This is a genomic window from Pseudomonas sp. ICMP22404 (assembly GCF_006227205.1).
Lineage (GTDB): Bacteria > Pseudomonadota > Gammaproteobacteria > Pseudomonadales > Pseudomonadaceae > Aquipseudomonas.
This window is the reverse complement of record NZ_VCNG01000005.1, coordinates 358,452-377,536: the sequence shown is the minus strand read 5'-3', so window position 1 is coordinate 377,536 and position 19,085 is coordinate 358,452. Positions and strand designations below refer to the sequence as shown.

Below are 19,085 nucleotides of genomic sequence, written 5' to 3'. Positions count from 1 at the left end.
AACTGTTTTTTCATTCTCGAGTGCATAGACGCTCCGGACGTCGTCTGGGACAGCACAATCCGGAAAAAAGTCGCTGCACAAAAGTCGTTCAATCGTCCACGGCATCGAGGAATTCGTCTACCACCGGCATCTCGCCCATTCGTGTCGGGATGTTTAAGCCGAAGTGCAGGTAAGCATGGCGCGTCACCACCCGCCCGCGCGGGGTGCGCATGATATAGCCCTGTTGGATCAGGTACGGCTCCAGGACATCCTCGATGGTATGGCGCTCTTCGCTGATGGCCGCGGCCAGGCTGTCCACCCCCACCGGACCACCGTCGAACTTCTCGATCATGGTCAGCAGCAGGCGTCGGTCCTGATGGTCGAAACCACGCTCGTCGATGTCCAGCAGGTTCAACGCCAGGTCGGCAATCGGCTTGGTGATGTGGCCCTCGGCCCGGACCTCGGCAAAATCCCGGACCCGGCGCAGCAGCCGGTTGGCGATCCGCGGCGTACCCCGGGCCCGACGCGCCACTTCATAGGCGCCATCCGGGTCCAGTGGCAACCCGAGGATGCCCGCCGAGCGGCTGACGATCGTGGCCAGGTCCGCGTTGCTATAGAACTCCAGGCGCTGGACGATGCCGAAACGGTCGCGCAGCGGGTTGGTGAGCATGCCAGCGCGGGTGGTGGCACCCACCAGGGTGAAGGGCGGCAGATCCAGCTTGATGGAACGCGCCGCCGGGCCTTCGCCGATCATGATGTCGAGCTGGAAATCTTCCATGGCCGGATACAGCACTTCCTCGACGATCGGCGACAGCCGATGGATTTCGTCGATGAACAACACATCGTGAGGCTCGAGATTGGTCAACAACGCCGCCAGGTCGCCCGGACGCTCGAGGACCGGACCGGAGGTGCTCTTGATCGACACGCCCATCTCCTGGGCGATGATGTTGGCCAGGGTAGTCTTGCCCAAGCCCGGCGGGCCGAAGATCAAGGTGTGATCCAGCGACTCGCTACGCCCCCGGGCCGCCTGGATGAACAACTCCATCTGCTCGCGCACAGTCGGTTGGCCGATGTAGTCAGCCAGGCTGACGGGGCGAATCGCACGGTCCTGGACTTCCTCGCGGTCACGGGGCGCACCCGTGGCGGCGATCAGACGGTCAGCTTCAATCACTTAGATCATTCCCTTCAGGGCGCGACGAATCATGTCTTCAGTACTCAAGCCTTTTTCCTTGATGGCGGAAATCGCCTTGCTGGCTTCCTGCGGCTTGTAGCCCAGGGAGATCAGCGCAGTGACCGCGTCGTTCTCGGCACTGGCCGCTGGCACCGGTGCATCCGGCTGGTTCGGCACCAGCGCGAACATGGCCGGTACCGCTTCCCAGGCCTTGAAGCGGTCCTTGAGCTCCACCAGCAGGCGTTCGGCGGTTTTCTTGCCGACACCTGGCACCTTGGTCAGAGCCGACGTGTCCTGGGATTGCACGCAACGCACCAGCTCGTCGACTTCCAGGCTCGACATCAAGGCCAGGGCCAGTTTCGGGCCAACGCCATTGAGGCGGATCAACTCACGGAAGAAATCCCGCTCACGCTTGCCGACAAAGCCATAGAGTAACTGTGCATCCTCGCGCACGACCAAATGGGTGTGCAACGTCAGCGGCTCACCGACCGACGGCAAGCGATACAGTGTGGTCATGGGCACTTCCAGCTCATAGCCCAGGCCATTTACATCCAGAATCAGATGCGGCGGCTGTTTTTCAGCCAGGGTGCCGCGCAAGCGTCCAATCACGTTTCAGATCCTTGGGCATTGACCAGCCGCTGGCTGGCGAATAACAGCCCGGGCATGAAGGCCGACAACACAGGCGCAACAGACTCGGGCATGAATGAGTGCGCTGATGCTATCAGAGACGCAGGCGCCCGCCACGACTGCGTGCGGTTCCCAGACCATGAGGCAACAGGCTGGAACGGGTATGGGCATGGCAAATGGCGATGGCCAGGGCGTCGGAGGCGTCAATCTGCGGCTTGCTGACCAGCTTCAACAGGTGCATCACCATCATTTGCACCTGTTCCTTGTTTGCCGCCCCCGTTCCGACGACCGCCTGCTTGACCTGGGTCGCGGTGTACTCGGCGATCTCCAGGCTCTCCTCGGCGCCCGCAACAATCGCCGCCCCCCGGGCTTGCCCCAGTTTCAAGGCGGAATCGGCGTTGCGCGCCATGAATACCTTTTCGATGCCCATGGTGACCGGGCCGTAGGTCTGGATGACTTCACGCACACCGCGATAAACGATCTGCAGGCGCTCATGCAACTCGCCCGCCCCGGTGCGGATGCAGCCGGACGCGACATAGACACAGCCGCGCCCGGTATCGCGAACCACGCCGTAGCCGGTAATGCGCGAACCGGGGTCGATGCCAAGGATTAAAGTCATAACGCCTGCGGTTTGAAGATGGAATTATTTGAACCTGTGGGAGCGAGCCTGCTCGCGATGGCGATCCTCCTGCAACTTTTTTGCAAACTGGACGATCGCTATCGCGAGCAGGCTCGCTCCCACATTCAGAACGGCGACGACGAGTCAGCCCAGCTGCTCGGCCACTGACTCCGGAATATCGGCATTGGAATAGACGTTTTGCACGTCATCCAGGTCCTCGAGCATGTCGATCAGCTTGAGCACTTTCTCGGCGCCTTCAAGATCCAGTTCGGCGCTGGTGGTCGGCTGCATGACGATTTCCGCGTCGGCCGGCTTGAACCCGGCCGCTTCCAGGGCGTTGCGCACGGCATAGAAACTGGCGAACGACGTAAACACGTCGAATGAGCCGTCTTCATGGCCAACCACGTCATCGGCGTCGGCTTCCAGGGCGGCTTCCGTCAGGGCGTCCTCATCCAGGCCCGGCGCGAAGCTGATCTGCCCCTTGCGCTCGAACAGATAAGCCACCGAACCGTCGGTACCGAGGTTGCCACCACATTTGCTGAAGGCGTGACGCACGGCTGCCGCGGTACGGTTGCGGTTGTCGGTCATGCATTCGACCATCACTGCCACGCCGCCTGGGCCGTAACCTTCGTAGGTCAGCTCTTCAACGTTGTCAGCCTCGGTCGCACCGGCGCCGCGGGCAATGGCCCGATCGATGATGTCGCGGCTCATGTTGGCACCGAGCGCCTTGTCCAGAGCCAGGCGCAGACGCGGGTTGGACCCTGGATCGCCGCCACCCTGGCGGGCCGCGACCGTCAGCTCACGGATCCACTTGGTGAAGATCTTGCCCCTCTTGGCATCCTGACGTTCTTTGCGGTGCTTGATGTTCGCCCACTTGGAATGACCTGCCATAACTCGCTCCGGTTCTTCTTGAAACGTTGCCCGCCCCGCGCTCGCGCAGTGGCGGACAAGCAGAAATATCGACACCAACGAAAAGGCGCATCCGAAGATGCGCCTTCAGGTGTCAGCCTTACTCAGCCTTTGGCTGTTCACGCAGGCGGATGTGCAGCTCGCGCAGCGCCTTGGCATCCACCGCACCCGGGGCCTGGGTCATGACATCGGCCGCGCTCTGGGTTTTCGGGAATGCGATCACTTCACGGATCGACTGGGCGCCGGTCATCAGCATCACCAGGCGATCCAGGCCGAAGGCCAGGCCACCGTGGGGTGGCGCGCCGAACTTCAGGGCGTCGAGCAGGAAGCCGAATTTCTCTTCCTGTTCCGCTTCGTCGATGCCCAGCAGGCGGAACACCGCCTGCTGCATGTCCTTGCGGTGGATACGGATCGAACCGCCACCCAGCTCGGTGCCGTTCAGGACCATGTCGTAGGCGCGCGACAAAGCGGTAGCCGGGTTGGCTTCCAGCTCTTGCGGCGTGCATTTCGGCGCGGTGAACGGGTGATGCAGGGCGGTGAAGCTGCCATCGTCGTTCTCTTCGAACATCGGGAAGTCAACGACCCACAACGGCGCCCATTCGCAAGTCAGCAGCTCGAGATCGTGACCAACCTTGATCCGCAACGCACCCAGGGCTTCGCTGACGATCTTGGCCTTGTCGGCGCCGAAGAACACGATATCGCCGTCGACCGCGCCAACGCGATCGAGGATCACATTCAGATTGGCTTCAGGGATGTTCTTGACGATTGGCGATTGCAGGCCTTCGACGCCTTTGGCGCGCTCGTTGACCTTGATGTACGCCAGGCCCTTGGCACCGTAGATGCCGACGAACTTGGTGTAGTCGTCGATCTTGCTGCGCGGCATGCTCGCCGCACCCGGCACACGCAAGGCGGCTACGCGGCATTTCGGATCGTTGGCCGGACCGCTGAAAACCTTGAATTCGACATCCTTGAGCTGGTCGGCCACGTCCACCAGTTCCAGCGGGATACGCAGGTCCGGCTTGTCGGAACCGTAGCGGCGCATGGCCTCGTCCCAGGTCATGTGCGGGAAATCACCGAATTCCAGACCCAGCACTTCCTTGAACAGGTTGCGGATCATGCCTTCGGTCAGGCCCATGATGTCTTTTTCGTCGAGGAAGCTGGTCTCGATGTCGATCTGAGTGAACTCAGGCTGACGGTCGGCACGCAGGTCTTCGTCGCGGAAGCACTTGGCGATCTGGTAGTAACGGTCGAAGCCGGCCACCATCAGCAGTTGCTTGAACAGCTGCGGCGATTGCGGCAAGGCGAAGAAGCTGCCGGGGTGGGTACGACTCGGCACCAGGTAGTCGCGAGCGCCTTCCGGCGTGGCACGGGTCAGGATCGGCGTCTCGACGTCGAGGAAGCCGTTCTCGTCCAGGTAGCGACGGATGCTGGTGGTCATGCGCGAACGCAGGCGCAGCTTCTCGGCCATTTCCGGACGACGCAGGTCGATGAAGCGATAGCGCAGGCGGGTTTCTTCGCCCACGTCGGAAAACTCGTTGAGCGGGAACGGCGGGGTTTCCGCTTCGTTGAGCACTTCCAGCTCATGACCCAGCACTTCGATCATGCCGGACGCCATGTTGGCATTGCCGGCACCGGCCGGACGCAGACGCACCTTGCCGGTGATCTTGACCACGTATTCGCTGCGCACGCGGTCGGCGGTGGCGAAGGTTTCAGCACGGTCCGGATCGAACACCACCTGGGCCAGGCCTTCACGATCACGGATATCGAGGAAAATCACCCCGCCATGGTCACGGCGACGATGGACCCATCCGCAAAGAGTAACTTCCTGACCTTCCAGGCTTTCGTTCAGTTGGCCGCAATAATGGCTGCGCATCATGGTAGTGGTTTCACTTCTCGTAATTCGACATTCGGTTGGAGGCCCTGCCCATGCAAGAACCCGCGCGTATTCATCTCAGTCAGCTTTGTCGCCACCGGCGAGGTTTTTCTTGGCGCCGGTCTTGAAGTCGGTTTCATACCAGCCCGTACCGCCGAGGCGGAAACCTGGCATGGACAGCATTTTTTTCAGTTCCGGCGCCTGGCAGGCAGGGCAGTCGACCAGCGGTGCTTCGCTGATCTTTTGGATGGCTTCCATCTGATGACCACAGGAAGCACATTGATAGTCGTACATCGGCATGGGTTGTCTCGGCGATCAGGTTAATCGCGCAAAAGCTGGGCTTTGCGGCAAAGAGCGGGATTATATCCATTAAATGCAGCCTGTGCAGCCGTAGGGGCGTTCTCCATTCGTTTCCACGGGATGGGGAAACGAATCTGGAAGCCCCCAAGGCTGCACAGGGCACCTACCGGCCCGACTGACTCACTGTGGAGCTCCACGCCAATGACGCTCCACGGCCTCCATGCCGGCCTCCTTCAAACTGTGCACCACGCAGACCACACGAACCAGGCCGCTGAAGTTACGGACTCCGCCATGGCGCAGATGCACCTCCCTGTCGACATGGGACAACAGCGTGTTGATGGAGCAGTTGTTGAGCTGGGCCATGTCGCCGAGGATCTCCCAATAGACCCGCTCCAGCCGAAGACAGGTGGCGAACCCGTTCAAACGGATGGATCGGGACAAGGGCCGGGCCAGCTGCATATCGAACCCACTGACGAACGGGTCGATAGCGATGGGCTGCGCGCCCTCCCTCGATTCTTTTCCTTGAATCATACCGTTGACACTCCTTTGCCATACGAACCTCTCAGTCAGGACAACCAATCTGGTGCCCTATGGAAGCTCAACGGAGTCGCCAGATCCAGATGACTTTTTGACCGGCAACGTAGGACAAGCCAACAGCTGGCAGACGATGAATTACATCGTCCTACACACGATGGGTTACCCCAACAGCAGGCGCAAGACTGATCGGAAAGCCCGATACAAGGAAAGACTAACGGTTGCGACACACGGGCGATGATGCACCGACCCCACCATCGCCCGCCAGGGGCTTACCGTTCGTCCAGCAGGGAGCGCAGCATCCACGCGGTTTTTTCGTGAACCTGCATGCGCTGGGTCAGCAGGTCGGCGGTCGGCTCATCGCTGACCTTGTCCAGCAAGGGGAAGATACCGCGGGCCGTGCGCGTCACCGCCTCCTGGCCATCGACCAGTTGACGGATCATGTCTTCGGCACCGGGCACGCCCTCCTCTTCCTTGATGGAAGACAAGCGTGCATACACCGAATAGGCCCCCGGCGCGGGAAAACCGAGCGCACGAATACGCTCGGCAATCAGATCCACTGCCAGCGCCAGTTCGTTGTATTGCTCCTCGAACATCAGATGCAGGGTCCGAAACATCGGCCCCGTGACGTTCCAGTGGAAATTGTGGGTCTTGAGATACAACACGTAGGTGTCCGACAACAAACGTGAGAGCCCGTCGACGATGGACTTGCGATCTTCTTCACTGATACCGATATCAATTGCCATGTTGGTTGATCTCCTGACGGTGATGAGTTCCACAGCGTAGCGGGTGTTGTCGCCAGTAGCCTGCGACAAATCGCCAGCCCTGCTGAACCGACAAGCCAGGACGCCGGACGGTTCCGCAGCCAGAAGGATAAGCGCCCCTTCCTGTGGGAGCGAGCCTGCTCGCGATGGCGGTCTGTCAGTTGCTGAAGGTATTGCTGACCCGCCGCCATCGCGAGCAGGCTCGCTCCCACGGGCGTGCAGCTCTCCGGCCGACGAACAGCGCGGCACGCACCTGTTACGAGTTTGAGAAGGCCTGGTCTTTGCTGTTAAATAGGCAGTGTGTCGCTACACCTATTTTCCCGGGTGTAGCGCATAGGCTGATTCGGGTCCGTGTCCAGCGCCTCTCATTGTTCTGAAGCGAACCGTCCCCGACCAGCTCTTCCTTGTGATCCGTCTTAACCGTGAGTCAATCAAAATGTTGAAAATCGTCCACTTGCTAATGGGCGCAGCTGCCCTGCTGCTGTCCTTCATCCCTAGCCTGGGTTCCGAAGCCACACCTTACCTGCAACATCCCGATGCGCTTTACCTGGCCTTCTTCGGCCTGCTCAACCTGACCCTCGCACCTGTCATCCCTTACTGGCACAAAGGTCCTCGTCATCAACTGCAAAACCTGGTCAGCGCACTACTGGTGCTGGCCGTCGCCCTGCAAACCCTGAGCCTGCTGGCGCCCATGCCGGAAATCAGTGGGCAACCGGCCATCCTGTTCAGCCTCGCTGCGGCGCTGCTTGCCGTAGCACTGCACCTGGCCGTCAGCTTCTACAAGAAGTCGTCGCCGTCTGCAGCGACCCAGAACTACGACATGTCCAACCGCGATACCGGCACCGTGAAGTGGTTCAACACCTCCAAGGGCTTTGGCTTTATCTCCCGCGATTCCGGCGATGACATTTTCGTGCATTTCCGGGCCATCCGCGGCGAAGGCCATCGCGTACTGGTCGAAGGTCAGCGCGTGGAGTTTTCCGTGATGCACCGCGACAAAGGCCTGCAAGCCGAAGACGTCATCGCCGCGCTGCCGCGACGCTGATCCCAGGCACGAAAAAACCGCGAGCAGCCAGGCTGCATCGCGGTTTTTTTATGACCTGTCGCCCGGGCGATCAGTAATGCGGGGGCGGCGCCTCTTCCTCGACGGACTCGAACTGCCCAGCCATTTCCTCCTGCCGCTTGAGCAACGCCGCCATCTGCAACTGCAAACGCTCGACGACTCGCTGCTGCTCCACCAACACATCATTCAACGCCTGGATGGTGTCATCCTGAAATGCCAGGCGAGTTTCCAGATCGGTAACACGCGCCTCAAGATCCACGGTTCAACCCTCCATAAATTTGAAATCGTCGGTCAGCGCCATCCGCAACCGCTCGCGAATGGCTGTCACCTGTTCCGCACTATAAGGCCGGGCCGGATGCTTGCCCCAGACAGGCGACGGCCAGGCGGCGTCTTCATGCCTGCGCACGATGACGTGCATGTGCAACTGGCTGACGACGTTACCCAACGCCGCAACGTTCAACTTATCGGCGTCAAAGGAGTCCTTGAGAATTTCGGCCAGCGCAGTGGTCTCTTTCCACAGCTGGCGTTGATCAAGGTCATCGAGCTGAAACAACTCACTGATATCTTCCCGTCTTGGTACAAGAATGAACCACGGGTAATTCGAATCATTGGACAACAGCAACCGGCATAGCGGGAAATCGCCAATGGGCAATGTGTCCTGTTGCAGTCGTGAATCTAAAACAAACACCGCGCGTACTCCTTGCTCGTTATCAGGGCAGCCCGGTTTGGGCCTGTATCGCCTATTCGCAGCATACCCCCGAATAGCCGAACGTTCACTGCGTACCCTTCCCAGGCATGACGACAACGCTTGTTTGCGGGCTGAACGCCTTGACGCCCGACAGGCACACGCACCAAATTGGCGCAACCAGCATCCCGAAGCACGGATACGACGGCCCCGGGATCCAGCGAAACACCGAGCCTTGTGCAATTCACGATTTTTTTTGCACCAAAACCGCACAAAGCGTCTACGCTCAGTGCTCGAAGTATCCGGGATTTACTCACTGACAGGGTGAACCGGTAACGTTTTTGGTTGTCGCGGGCCGTTTACGGATTTCCAACACGATAGTGGCATAGCAGTCAACCCTATTTAAAACAAGGCCTTTGAGCCCCGGTTTCATGAGGTTTCACCGCGTCAAACGGAAGAGTGTGAAAAAAATGTGAACAAAATTCGGGTTTGTGCATGCTTGTTGCATTCATCCCGGACATCGCCTTCAGGGAATCGTAGGAACGAGAACCTGCTGGCCTATAAATAAAGTGGCAAGGTTGCCCTCACGGAGCTTCAAGCGCAGTAACGAAGGACTCTTTACGCCGACGCCGAAGAAAGAAAAAGCAACATTCAAGTTGCGAAACCCGATTGCGTCGGAGCAGCCCCATTACGACATGGATCGAGCCATTGGCGACATGGTCGTAAAGAAGCTGAAAGGTTGGATGGGCAAGTATCGCCAATAGGGTCGGCGTGATATAAGTTTGCGCCGACACAAAAAGAAAGAGCCGCCCAGATAATAAAACAGGTGGGACGGCAGTACTCTTCTAAAACCAAAGGAGCAAATCACGATGCGCGTGATGAAGTGGAGCATGATCGCACTGGCTGTTTCGGCCGGTGTTTCGCAGTTCGCAGTGGCGTCCTCCCAAGACGAGTCCAAAGGCTTTTTTGAAGATCAGAGCCTGAAATCCAAAACTCGTTTCGAGTACATGAACCGTGACTATAAGAATGGTGCCAGCAACCCTTCTTCGGGCACCAGCGGCTACCGCCAGGACTCCGGTCTGAGCGAATTGCTGACCTACGAGTCGGGCTTCACTCAAGGTACTGTCGGTTTCGGTCTGGATGCCATGGCAATGGGTTCGGTCAAACTGGACGGTGGCTCGGGCCGCCGTGGTAACGGCCTGTTCGCGAACGACAGCGACGGCAATCCTGAAAAATCCCAAGGCAAAATCGGCGGTGCCGTTAAACTGCGCCTTTCCGATACCGTCCTGAAATATGGCCAGCAATTCGTTGCCAGCCCGGTTTTCGCTACTGACGACAGCCGTCTGATTCCAGAAGTTGCTACCGGTACCTTGATCACCTCCAAAGAGATCAAGAACCTGGAACTGAGCGCAGGTCGCTTCACCTCGCTGAGCAAACAAACCGGCATGGGCCGTGACAGCATCGGTGGCTTGGCCGATGAAAACGGCAATGGCGGCAAAGGCCTGACCAACATCAACATTTTCGGTGCCAGCTACGCCTTCACCGATAACTTCACCGGTGCCCTGGCTGCATCCGATGCTGACGACTACTTCAAGAAGTACTACGTCAACCTGAACTACACGATGCCAATCAGCGAAGATCAGTCGCTGAACATCGACTTCAACGGCTATAAAACCAAAGGCGAGAGCCGCGGCGACCTGGTTGATGCAATTGGCGATGGCACCCTGGGTGTGGATAACAACCTGTGGTCCCTGGCCGCAGCCTATAGCATTGGTGCTCACAAGTTCACCATCGCTCACCAGCGTTCCAGCGGTGACAATGGCTACTACTATGGCGTTGACGGCAACGGTACGATCTTCGTCGCCAACTCCATTCAGATCTCCGACTTCGTGGGCCGCGATGAGCGTTCGTGGCAAGCTCGCTACGACCTGAACATGAAAACCTACGGTGTTCCAGGCCTGAGCTTCATGACCCGCTACGTAATGGGTGACCACATCACCACTAACGGTCTGGGCGAAGGTAAGGAAAACGAGTGGAACGTTGAGTCCAAGTACGTCATGCAAGAAGGTCCGGCTAAAGACCTGTCGTTCCGTCTGCGCTTCGCTAACTACCGCTCGAACGGCGCGTACAGCGGCTATTCCTCTGACGTCTATGACACCCGTTTGATTGTCGAATACCCACTGAGCATCCTGTAACTCAGCGGTCATTCAATAGCTGTACCGCAACATAAAAAACCGCTCACTGATCAAGGTGAGCGGTTTTTTTTATGCGCCGATAGAACAACCTGACGCAACTTCATAAATAGCTAGCTAACTAAATACAACCTGACTCGATCGACAGGTTATATCTATCTTTGCTATCTCACCGTTTCTTCCTGAACAACCCGAATCACCCGCTGCGGAAACGGAATATCAATCCCGGCATCTTTCAAGCGATCTCGCGCCTGTTCATTGAACATGAACATGACACTCCAGTAATCCGCAGTCTTGACCCACACTCGCAACGACACCGTGATCGAACTGTCACCCAGGGTGGAAATCACCGCTTCAGGCGCCGGATCGGCCAGCACGCGCTCATCCTTGGCCAGATTCAACAAAACTTCGCGCGCTTTTTGCAGATCCGCTTGGTAATCCACCCCCACATCGAACACCACTTTGCGGGTCGGCTGGCGATTGGTGTTGGTGATGATGCCGTTCGACAGGTTGCCGTTGGGCACGATCACCGTCTTGTTGTCACCGGTGCGCAGCACGGTATGGAAGATCTGGATGCTGTCGACCGTGCCGGCAATGCCTTGGGCCTCGATCCAGTCGCCAATACGGAACGGGCGAAACAACAGGATCAGCACGCCGCCGGCGAAGTTTGCCAGGCTGCCCTGCAATGCCAGGCCGATTGCCAAGCTCGCCGCACCAATGGCGGCGACGAACGAGGTGGTTTCCACGCCGATCATCGAGGCAACGCTAATCGCCAACAATATCTTCAGGATGATATTGGCCAGGGTACTGATAAACCCTTGCAGTGCCAGGTCAGCGTTACGCAGGGCCAGCAATGCACCCAGTTTTTGCGTGACCTTGTTGATCAACCACCAGCCGATGGCCAGGGTGATGAGTGCCAGCAACACGCGGCTGCCATATTCCATGACCATCGGTATCGCGGCCTGGGAGGTTTTGATCAGGTGATCCACTTCTGCATTCAAGTCCATTCGACTCTCCTTTATAACCATAAGCACGCATGTGGCGAGGAAGCCCGCTCCCCCACCACCCTATTCCTGAACAGCCTGGCGTCCTGTCAGTCGCGGAAGTTATTGAACTGTAGCGGCATACCGAATTCTTTGGCGCGCAGTGCGGCGATGGCTTCCTGCAAGTCGTCGCGCTTCTTGCCGGTAACCCGCACCTGCTCGCCCTGGATGGCGGCCTGGACCTTGAGCTTGGCATCCTTGATGTGAGCAACAATCTTCTTTGCCAGCTCCTTGTCGATGCCTTCCTTGAGCACGGCTTCCTGTTTCATTACCTTGCCCGAAGCATAGGCATCCTTGATCTCGAGGCATTGCACGTCGATCTTGCGCTTGACCAGCGCCATCTTGAGGATCTCGATCATCGCTTCGAGCTGGAACTCGGCTTCGGCGGTCAGGTTGACGGTCAGGTCCTTTTCCTTGAACTCGAAGCTGCCCTTGCCCTTGAGGTCATAGCGACGGTCGAGCTCCTTGATGGCGTTTTCAACCGCGTTGGTGGCTTCGTGCTTGTCCAGTTCGGATACCACGTCGAATGACGGCATGTAGAGTTCTCCAATAAAAAAGGCGCACAGGTGGCCTGTGGTTAAAATCGCGCTCATTATAACGAGTCTTTCCCAGCCGATACTGTGAGCACCCAAGATGCCCGCACCAAACCGAGTAAAAAGCTGATGTCCACCACCTGGCACGTCCTGGGGGCCGGCAGTCTCGGCACATTATGGGCCACGCGCCTGGCCCGGGCCGGTCTGCCGGTACGACTGGTGCTGCGCGACGAGGACCGGTTGCAGGCCTATCGGAGCGCCGGTGGCCTGACGTTGGTGGAACAGGGCGAGCCGCAGTGCTATCCGGTGCCGGGTGAAACAGCTGACGGCCCCGGGCCGATCAGGCGCCTGCTGCTGGCCTGCAAGGCCTATGACGCGGAAGCAGCGGTGGCCTCGGTGGCCCATCGCCTGGACGCCGAGTCGGAACTGATCCTGCTGCAGAATGGCCTCGGCAGCCAGGACGCGGTGGCGAACCGCGTCCCCCAAGCCCGTTGCATCAGCGCCTCCAGCACTGAAGGCGCGTTCCGCGACGGTGACTGGCGCGTGGTGTTCGCCGGTCACGGCTACACCTGGCTCGGTGACCCCGCTCACCCCGTTGCACCGTTCTGGCTGGACGACCTGAGCGCCGCCGGTATTCCCCACGAATGGAGCGCGGACATCCTCACCCGGCTCTGGCGAAAACTGGCGCTCAACTGCGCGATCAACCCACTGACCGTGTTGTATCACTGCAAGAATGGCGGCCTGCAGGAACATCGTTGCGAAGTGGCGACCCTGTGCGCGGAACTCACCGACCTGCTCGAACGCTGCGGCCAGCCCGCGGCGGCCGAAGACTTGCAGCCGGAAGTCGAACGGGTGATCCAGGCCACCGCCGCCAATTACTCCTCGATGCACCAGGATGTCACTAACAGGCGCCGCACCGAAATCAGCTATCTGCTCGGCCACGCCTGCAAGGTCGCCCGACGGCACGAGCTGGCGCTACCGCATCTGGAACAGCTGCGCCAGCGGCTGATCGGCCACTTGAACAACCTCGGATTGCCCAGCGACTGAGCAGCGGCTACGCTGGCCTCGTGTTCCTTTTCAGCGACGAATCTGATGCCATTGCGCCAGCGCCTTGAAAACCTCCCGGTCGGCCAGAAACTGTTGGCCGCCCTGCTGGTGTTGTTGACCACTGTCCTGCTGGTCGCCAACCTGACCTTTATCAGCGCCGCCTATTACATTTCCCAGGAAAGCATGGCCCCCCAGGCCCTGCAGACCATCGGCCGGCTGATCGCCAACCCGAGCCTGATCTCCGATGCCCTGCAGTCGCCGCAAGGCGCCAAGCGTCTGCTCGACGAACTCAACAGCTACACCCCGCTGCGGGCGGCGGCGCTGTATGACGGTGAGGGCGAGCGCCTGGCACAACTGCAACAGGGTGAGAAGCTCAAGCTGCCAGATCATTTCCGCAGTGTGCAGGCCTGGCAGGCCGGTGAATTCCGCAGCAACCAGGTCATCACCCTGCCCCGCCCCGGCACGGCGCCGGGCCACCTGTTGCTGGTCGCCAGCAGTGAACTGCCTACGGCGTTCTACACCGGCACCCTGACCGCCAGCCTCGGCATCCTGATTTTCAGCGTGCTGCTGTGGTTGGTCATCGCCCAGCAGATCAAACGCCTGATCACCCAGCCGATTCATCAGTTGGAAGAGCTGTCGCGCCAGGTCACCCGAGAGGAAAACTATTCCCTGCGCGCCGCACGTGGCAACCATGACGAAATCGGCAGCCTGGCCGAAGCCTTCAATACCATGCTGTCACGGATCGAGGCCCGGGAGCAGCAGCTCAAGCGCGCCCGGGACGACTCCCAGGCGGCCTACGATCAGGCCCAGGGCCTGGCGGAAGAAACCCGACACACCAACCGCAAGCTGGAGCTCGAAGTCCAGGTGCGCAGCAAGATCGAGAAAAAGCTCACCGGCTTCCAGAACTACCTCAACAGCATCATCGACTCCATGCCGTCGGCCCTGATCGCCCTCGATGAACAGCTCTACGTCACCCAATGGAACCAGGAGGCCAGCGCCCTGTCCGGCACCCGGCTGGACGAAGCACTGAATCAGCCGATCTTCCTCGCGTTCGAACCCCTCAAACCCTACCTGCCGCAGCTCAAGCAAACGGTCGAGCAGCACACGGTGGCCAAGATCGAGCGTGTCACCTGGACCAAGGACGATGAAGCCCGGCACTATGCCCTGACCTTCTACCCGTTGATGGGGGGGGCCGGGCGCGGGGTGGTGATCCGGATCGATGACATCACCCAGCGCCTGTCGCTGGAAGAAATGATGGTGCAGTCGGAAAAAATGCTCTCGGTCGGCGGCCTCGCGGCAGGCATGGCCCACGAGATCAACAACCCGCTGGGGGCCATCCTGCACAACGTGCAGAACATCCGCCGACGCCTGTCACCGGAACTGCCCAAGAACCTCGAACAGGCCGAGCAACTGGGTATCGAACTGCAGGTGGTCAATCAATACCTCCAGGGCCGGGACATCCCGCAGTTGCTCGATGGCATCCAGCAGGCCGGCGCCCGGGCAGCGAAAATCGTCACTCACATGCTCAGTTTCAGCCGTCGCAGTACACGACAGATGGCCCCCTGCGACCTGCCAGCCCTGATCGACCAGGCGGTGGAAATCGCCGGCAACGATTTCGACCTGGCGATCGGCTTCGACTTCAAGGGCCAGGCGATCATCCGTCAGTTCGACCCGAACCTGGGCCCTGTGCCCGGCACCGCCAACGAATTGGAGCAGGTGCTGCTCAACCTGTTGAAGAACGCCGCCCAGGCCATCCACCAACGCCAGGACGACAGCGAACCCGGGCGCATCATCCTGCGTACGCGGCTGAACCCGCCCTGGGCGGAAATCCAGGTCGAGGACAACGGCATCGGCATGAGCGAGAACGTGCGCAAACGCACCTTCGAGCCCTTCTTCACCACCAAGGAAATCGGCCAGGGCACGGGCCTGGGGCTGTCGGTCTCGTATTTCATCATCACCAACAATCACAAGGGCCAGATGGAAGTGCAGTCGGCGCCGGGCCAAGGCACCTGCTTCACCTTGCGCCTGCCCCTGGCAGGCACTTCGATGATGCCCCAAGAACACAAGCAACTGGAGCGTTGAGCATGGGCTTTCGCCTGTCGAAGATTTACACCCGCACCGGCGACAAGGGTGAAACCGGGTTGGGCGATGGTCGTCGCGTGGCGAAAGACCACCCACGGGTCGAGGCCATCGGTGAAGTGGACAGCTTGAACAGCCAGCTGGGCTTGCTGCTGGCAGGGCTCGGCGACGAGGCGAGCCGATGCCCGGCACTGAGAGAGGTCATCGAAGTGTTGGCGCCTTGTCAGCATCGTCTGTTCGACCTCGGCGGCGAGCTGGCGATGCCGGCCTACCAGGCACTGACCACGGCGGAGGTCGAGCGACTGGAAGCAGCGATCGATTTGTGGAATGAGGAACTGGGGCCGTTGGAGAACTTCATCCTGCCTGGCGGCTCGACCCTGGTGGCCCAGGCCCACGTCTGCCGCAGCCTGGCCCGTGGCGCCGAGCGCCGTTGCCAGCAGTTGAACGCCGTCGAGCCGCTGGCCGGGCCGGGGCTGGCCTATATCAATCGGATGTCGGATCTGTTGTTCGTGGCGGCGCGGGTGATTGCCCGGCGCCAGGGCGTGGCGGAGGTGCTTTGGGTGGCGGCGGCCAAGCCTGGGGAGTGATCCGTTGTCCGTGAGGACGCCATCGCGAGCAGGCTCGCTCCCAAAGTTGATTGCAGGTTGAATGCGATCCCTGCTCGCGATGGCGTCAGCGTTTACACCACAGAATCAAGCCTCTGGCCAGAACGCCCGAATCCCCGCCACACCTTGCGCTCCCGCCTCCCAGGCCTTCTGCCGTTCGGCAGGCCCCACTCCGCCCAACAGATACACCGGACGGTTGAAACCCTCGATCAGCCGCGCAGCCTCTGCCCAACCCAATGGCTGGGCCTCGGGATGAGTCTGGGTCGGTTTCACGGGCGAGAGCGTCACGAAGTCCACATCCATTTGCTGTGCCAGGGAGAGTTCCTCGGCGTTATGGCAGGAAGCGGCCAGCCAACGGTCCTTGCCAAAGGGGCGACCGGCCGCCGCATGCTTGCGCAGTTGCGCGGCGGTGACGTGCCAACCGGCGGAAGGGAAGTCTCCCAACCATTCGAAAGGTCCCTTGAGCATCAGCTGGGCCTTACCGGCACACAGGCCCGCCGCATCCACCGCCAGATCACGGTATTGCGGATCGTAGCCATTGGGCGCCCGCAACTGGACCAGCTTGATTCCACCCGCGATGGCCTTCTGCATGCCCCGCAACAGGGCCGGTGTTTCAAGGCCTTCCGGGGTAATCAGGTATTCGCCGGGCAAACGTGCCGCCGCGACGATCGGCTGGTTGGCGGCCGGAAACTCATAGTGGGTCAGATCGCGGACCGTGACCCAAGCCAGCGGTTGCCCTTCGGCGCCATGGGGTTCGCCGGAGAATGCCGAGACCTCCCAGACATCCAGCAGGACCTGTTTGTCCGCATAATCGTGACACACCTTGATCAACGGCCGAGCTGCGTCGACCACAATCCCCAGTTCCTCATGAAGCTCCCGGGCCAGGGCTGTCTCGACAGACTCGTGCGCCTCGACCTTGCCGCCGGGAAACTCCCAAAGACCGCCCTGATGCTGGGTGTCGGCGCGCCGGGCGATCAGGATCTTGCCGGCAGCGTCGCGAATGACCGCTGCCGCTACATGTACTCGTTTCACCGCGCTGTCTCCTCCAGGCCGGCTTGTTGCCACGCCTTGAACGCCGGCCATTGGTATAGGGTTTCAACATAGGCCGCATCGACCTCCGGCAGTTCCACCTGATAGGTACGCAGGCGCACGGCGACCGGCGCGAAAAACGCGTCCGCCAGGCACAAGGTGCCAAACAGGTACGGACCGGCTTCGGTCGCCACAGCCCGGCATTCGGCCCACAGCGCCAACATCCGCTCGATTTCCGCCTGGACATCGGCTGGCATGGGCGACAACGGCGCGTCGTGAGCCAGGTCAAATGGCAGGTTGCTGCGGAGCGCGAAGAAACCACTGTGCATTTGCGCACAGGCCGAACGCGCCTGGGCCCGGGCCGCCACAGCCTTGGGCCATAGGCAGGCGTCGGGAAACTGTTCGGCCAGGTATTCGGCAATCGCCAGGGAGTCGGCGACGACACCCGTTTCGGTCTGGAGCAACGGGACCTTGGCGGTGGCTGAATACTTGAGCAGTTTTTCCCGGGTGTCGGGCTGGAAGAGCCTGATCAGCTCCTCGGTGTACTTCGCACCGGTCAAGTCCAAGGCCAACGCGGCGCGCAGGGACCAGGAAGATATTCTTTTGTCACCGATGATCAGATGCAGGCGCATGTATGGAGTCCTTTCTTGTGGCTATTCAGAAATAGTACAGGTCTGTTCCGACGCCATCGCGAGCAGGCTCGCTCCCACAAGGATATCTGCAGGCTGGCATAAGCCTGTTTCCAGCACAAATCCCCTGTGGGAGCGAGCCTGCTCGCGATAGGCGCAACTCGGCCCCAAGCCTTGTTAAGTCCGGTACTCGGCGTTGATCTTCACATATTCATGGGACAGGTCGGTGGTCCAGATCGTCTCGCTGCACTCACCGCGCCCCAGTTCGATGCGGATGGTGATTTCTTCCTGCTGCATCACCGCTGCCCCCTGGGCCTCGGTGTAGGTCGTGGCGCGGGCGCCTTGGCTTGCGATGCAGACCTCGCCGAGGAACACGTCGATCTTGCTCACGTCCAGGTCCGGCACGCCGGCACGGCCGACGGCTGCGAGGATCCGACCCCAGTTCGGGTCCGAGGCGAACAGCGCGGTCTTGATCAGCGGCGAGTGCGCCACGGTGTAGCCGACATCCAGACACTCCTGGTGATTGCCACCGCCATTGACCTGCACAGTCACGAACTTGGTCGCGCCTTCGCCGTCACGGACGATGGCCTGGGCCACTTCCATGCACACCTCGAACACCGCCTGTTTCAGGGCCGCGAACAGCGGGCCGCTGGCTTCGGTGATTTCCGGCAGGTTGGCCTTGCCGGTGGCGATCAGCATGCAGCAGTCGTTGGTCGACGTATCACCGTCGATGGTGATGCGGTTGAACGACTTGTTGGCGCCGTCGAGCATCAGGTCCTGGAGCACCTGGCGGGAGACTTTGGCATCGGTCGCGATGTAGCCGAGCATGGTCGCCATGTTCGGGCGGATCATGCCGGCGCCCTTGCTGATGCCGGTGACAGTAACCGTCACACCATCGTGCTGGAACTGACGGCTCGCGCCCTTGGGCAAGGTGTCGGTGGTCATGATGCCGGTGGCGGCGGCGGCCCAGTTGTTTTCCGACAGATCATCGAGGGCGGCCTGCAGCGCGCCTTCGATCTTCTCGACCGGCAGCGGCTCACCAATCACACCCGTGGAGTACGGCAGCACCTGGGCGGCATCGACGCCGGTCAGCTCGGCCAGCTTGGCGCAGGTGCGTTCGGCGGCGGCCAGGCCCGGCGCACCGGTGCCGGCGTTGGCGTTACCGGTGTTGGTCAGCAGGTAGCGCACCGGCCCCTGGACACGTTGCTTGGCGAGGATGACCGGTGCGGCACAAAAGGCGTTGAGGGTGAACACACCGGCAACCGTCGAGCCTTCGGCGCAACGCATGACCACCACGTCCTTGCGCCCCGGGCGCTTGATGCCCGCCGAGGCAATACCGAGTTCAAAACCGGCAACCGGGTGCAACGTTGGCAACGGACCAAGACCAACAGCCATGAATGCGCTCCT

The 19,085-nt window shown here is 60.4% G+C and carries 21 protein-coding genes; 6 read left to right on the top strand and 15 right to left on the bottom strand.

The window, feature by feature from the left end; genetic code table 11:
• Positions 1 to 88: 88 nt before the first annotated feature.
• The 3 genes from ruvB to ruvC form a co-directional block, all read right to left on the bottom strand.
• Entirely contained in the window at positions 89 to 1,150 is a 1,062-nt protein-coding gene (gene ruvB / locus FGE05_RS12330) for a Holliday junction branch migration DNA helicase RuvB (RefSeq protein ID WP_139645236.1), read from the bottom strand.
• Positions 1,151 to 1,759 (bottom strand): Holliday junction branch migration protein RuvA, encoded by a 609-nt coding sequence (gene ruvA / locus FGE05_RS12325; protein WP_024779454.1) that lies wholly within the window; start codon positions 1,757 to 1,759, stop codon positions 1,151 to 1,153.
• Positions 1,760 to 1,871: 112 nt separating this feature from the next.
• Positions 1,872 to 2,396 carry a crossover junction endodeoxyribonuclease RuvC gene (gene ruvC, locus FGE05_RS12320; protein WP_024776477.1) on the bottom strand — a complete coding sequence of 175 codons (525 nt, stop codon included), beginning with the start codon at positions 2,394 to 2,396 and terminating at the stop codon, positions 1,872 to 1,874.
• Between the two features lie 18 nt (positions 2,397 to 2,414).
• Between ruvC and FGE05_RS29840 the strand changes: the two genes are divergently transcribed.
• Positions 2,415 to 2,564 (top strand): hypothetical protein, encoded by a 150-nt coding sequence (locus FGE05_RS29840; RefSeq protein ID WP_175363047.1) that lies wholly within the window; start codon positions 2,415 to 2,417, stop codon positions 2,562 to 2,564.
• On the opposite strand, the gene FGE05_RS12315 is transcribed toward FGE05_RS29840, so the two are convergent.
• The 5 genes from FGE05_RS12315 to FGE05_RS12295 form a co-directional block, all read right to left on the bottom strand.
• Positions 2,541 to 3,287, bottom strand: a complete 747-nt coding sequence (locus FGE05_RS12315) for a YebC/PmpR family DNA-binding transcriptional regulator (protein WP_039591693.1) — start codon at positions 3,285 to 3,287, stop codon at positions 2,541 to 2,543. The two genes, FGE05_RS29840 and FGE05_RS12315, sit on opposite strands and share 24 nt — an antisense overlap.
• Before the next feature lie 118 nt (positions 3,288 to 3,405).
• Positions 3,406 to 5,181: an aspartate--tRNA ligase gene (aspS, locus tag FGE05_RS12310; protein ID WP_024776475.1), complete on the bottom strand. Its 1,776-nt coding sequence runs from the start codon at positions 5,179 to 5,181 to the stop codon at positions 3,406 to 3,408.
• Between the two features lie 75 nt (positions 5,182 to 5,256).
• Positions 5,257 to 5,478 carry an FmdB family zinc ribbon protein gene (locus FGE05_RS12305; RefSeq protein ID WP_024776474.1) on the bottom strand — a complete coding sequence of 74 codons (222 nt, stop codon included), beginning with the start codon at positions 5,476 to 5,478 and terminating at the stop codon, positions 5,257 to 5,259.
• Between the two features lie 180 nt (positions 5,479 to 5,658).
• Entirely contained in the window at positions 5,659 to 6,009 is a 351-nt protein-coding gene (locus tag FGE05_RS12300) for a ribbon-helix-helix domain-containing protein (RefSeq protein WP_139645234.1), read from the bottom strand.
• Between the two features lie 275 nt (positions 6,010 to 6,284).
• On the bottom strand, positions 6,285 to 6,758 hold the full coding sequence (locus FGE05_RS12295) for a Dps family protein (RefSeq protein WP_047701202.1): 474 nt from the start codon (positions 6,756 to 6,758) through the stop codon (positions 6,285 to 6,287).
• 454 nt (positions 6,759 to 7,212) lie between these two features.
• Here FGE05_RS12295 and FGE05_RS30220 point away from each other — a divergent pair, with 454 nt between their 5' ends.
• Positions 7,213 to 7,818: a cold-shock protein gene (locus FGE05_RS30220; protein WP_139645232.1), complete on the top strand. Its 606-nt coding sequence runs from the start codon at positions 7,213 to 7,215 to the stop codon at positions 7,816 to 7,818.
• A gap of 70 nt (positions 7,819 to 7,888) precedes the next feature.
• Here FGE05_RS30220 and FGE05_RS12285 read toward each other — a convergent pair whose 3' ends face one another.
• Positions 7,889 to 8,095, bottom strand: coding sequence for a SlyX family protein (locus tag FGE05_RS12285; RefSeq protein ID WP_041021693.1), 207 nt, complete (start codon positions 8,093 to 8,095; stop codon positions 7,889 to 7,891).
• A 3-nt stretch (positions 8,096 to 8,098) separates the two neighbouring features.
• On the bottom strand, positions 8,099 to 8,524 hold the full coding sequence (locus FGE05_RS12280; RefSeq protein ID WP_139645230.1) for an HIT domain-containing protein: 426 nt from the start codon (positions 8,522 to 8,524) through the stop codon (positions 8,099 to 8,101).
• 866 nt (positions 8,525 to 9,390) lie between these two features.
• Between FGE05_RS12280 and FGE05_RS12275 the strand changes: the two genes are divergently transcribed.
• Positions 9,391 to 10,716 (top strand): OprD family porin, encoded by a 1,326-nt coding sequence (locus FGE05_RS12275; protein ID WP_139645228.1) that lies wholly within the window; start codon positions 9,391 to 9,393, stop codon positions 10,714 to 10,716.
• A gap of 161 nt (positions 10,717 to 10,877) precedes the next feature.
• Here the strand turns inward: FGE05_RS12275 and FGE05_RS12270 are convergent, their stop codons facing one another.
• Both FGE05_RS12270 and FGE05_RS12265 read right to left on the bottom strand, forming a co-directional pair.
• Complete coding sequence (locus FGE05_RS12270) at positions 10,878 to 11,720, bottom strand: mechanosensitive ion channel family protein (RefSeq protein ID WP_139645226.1); 843 nt, start codon at positions 11,718 to 11,720, stop codon at positions 10,878 to 10,880.
• 86 nt (positions 11,721 to 11,806) lie between these two features.
• Positions 11,807 to 12,292 carry a YajQ family cyclic di-GMP-binding protein gene (locus tag FGE05_RS12265; protein ID WP_055126711.1) on the bottom strand — a complete coding sequence of 162 codons (486 nt, stop codon included), beginning with the start codon at positions 12,290 to 12,292 and terminating at the stop codon, positions 11,807 to 11,809.
• A gap of 126 nt (positions 12,293 to 12,418) precedes the next feature.
• Between FGE05_RS12265 and FGE05_RS12260 the strand changes: the two genes are divergently transcribed.
• From FGE05_RS12260 to FGE05_RS12250, 3 genes are read left to right on the top strand one after another with little or no spacing between them, the layout of a single operon-like run.
• Positions 12,419 to 13,336, top strand: coding sequence for a putative 2-dehydropantoate 2-reductase (locus FGE05_RS12260; protein ID WP_139645224.1), 918 nt, complete (start codon positions 12,419 to 12,421; stop codon positions 13,334 to 13,336).
• 45 nt (positions 13,337 to 13,381) lie between these two features.
• Positions 13,382 to 15,418, top strand: a complete 2,037-nt coding sequence (locus FGE05_RS12255; protein WP_139645223.1) for a HAMP domain-containing sensor histidine kinase — start codon at positions 13,382 to 13,384, stop codon at positions 15,416 to 15,418.
• Positions 15,419 to 15,420: 2 nt separating this feature from the next.
• Positions 15,421 to 16,002, top strand: a complete 582-nt coding sequence (locus FGE05_RS12250) for a cob(I)yrinic acid a,c-diamide adenosyltransferase (RefSeq protein WP_139645220.1) — start codon at positions 15,421 to 15,423, stop codon at positions 16,000 to 16,002.
• 105 nt (positions 16,003 to 16,107) lie between these two features.
• Here FGE05_RS12250 and FGE05_RS12245 read toward each other — a convergent pair whose 3' ends face one another.
• The 3 genes from FGE05_RS12245 to argJ form a co-directional block, all read right to left on the bottom strand.
• Positions 16,108 to 17,052 (bottom strand): Nudix family hydrolase, encoded by a 945-nt coding sequence (locus FGE05_RS12245; protein ID WP_139645218.1) that lies wholly within the window; start codon positions 17,050 to 17,052, stop codon positions 16,108 to 16,110.
• Entirely contained in the window at positions 17,049 to 17,681 is a 633-nt protein-coding gene (locus tag FGE05_RS12240; RefSeq protein WP_139645216.1) for a glutathione S-transferase family protein, read from the bottom strand. The genes FGE05_RS12245 and FGE05_RS12240 overlap by 4 nt, the downstream gene beginning before the upstream one ends.
• A 174-nt stretch (positions 17,682 to 17,855) precedes the next feature.
• Positions 17,856 to 19,073 (bottom strand): bifunctional glutamate N-acetyltransferase/amino-acid acetyltransferase ArgJ, encoded by a 1,218-nt coding sequence (argJ, locus tag FGE05_RS12235; RefSeq protein ID WP_139645214.1) that lies wholly within the window; start codon positions 19,071 to 19,073, stop codon positions 17,856 to 17,858.
• Positions 19,074 to 19,085 lie beyond the last annotated feature (12 nt).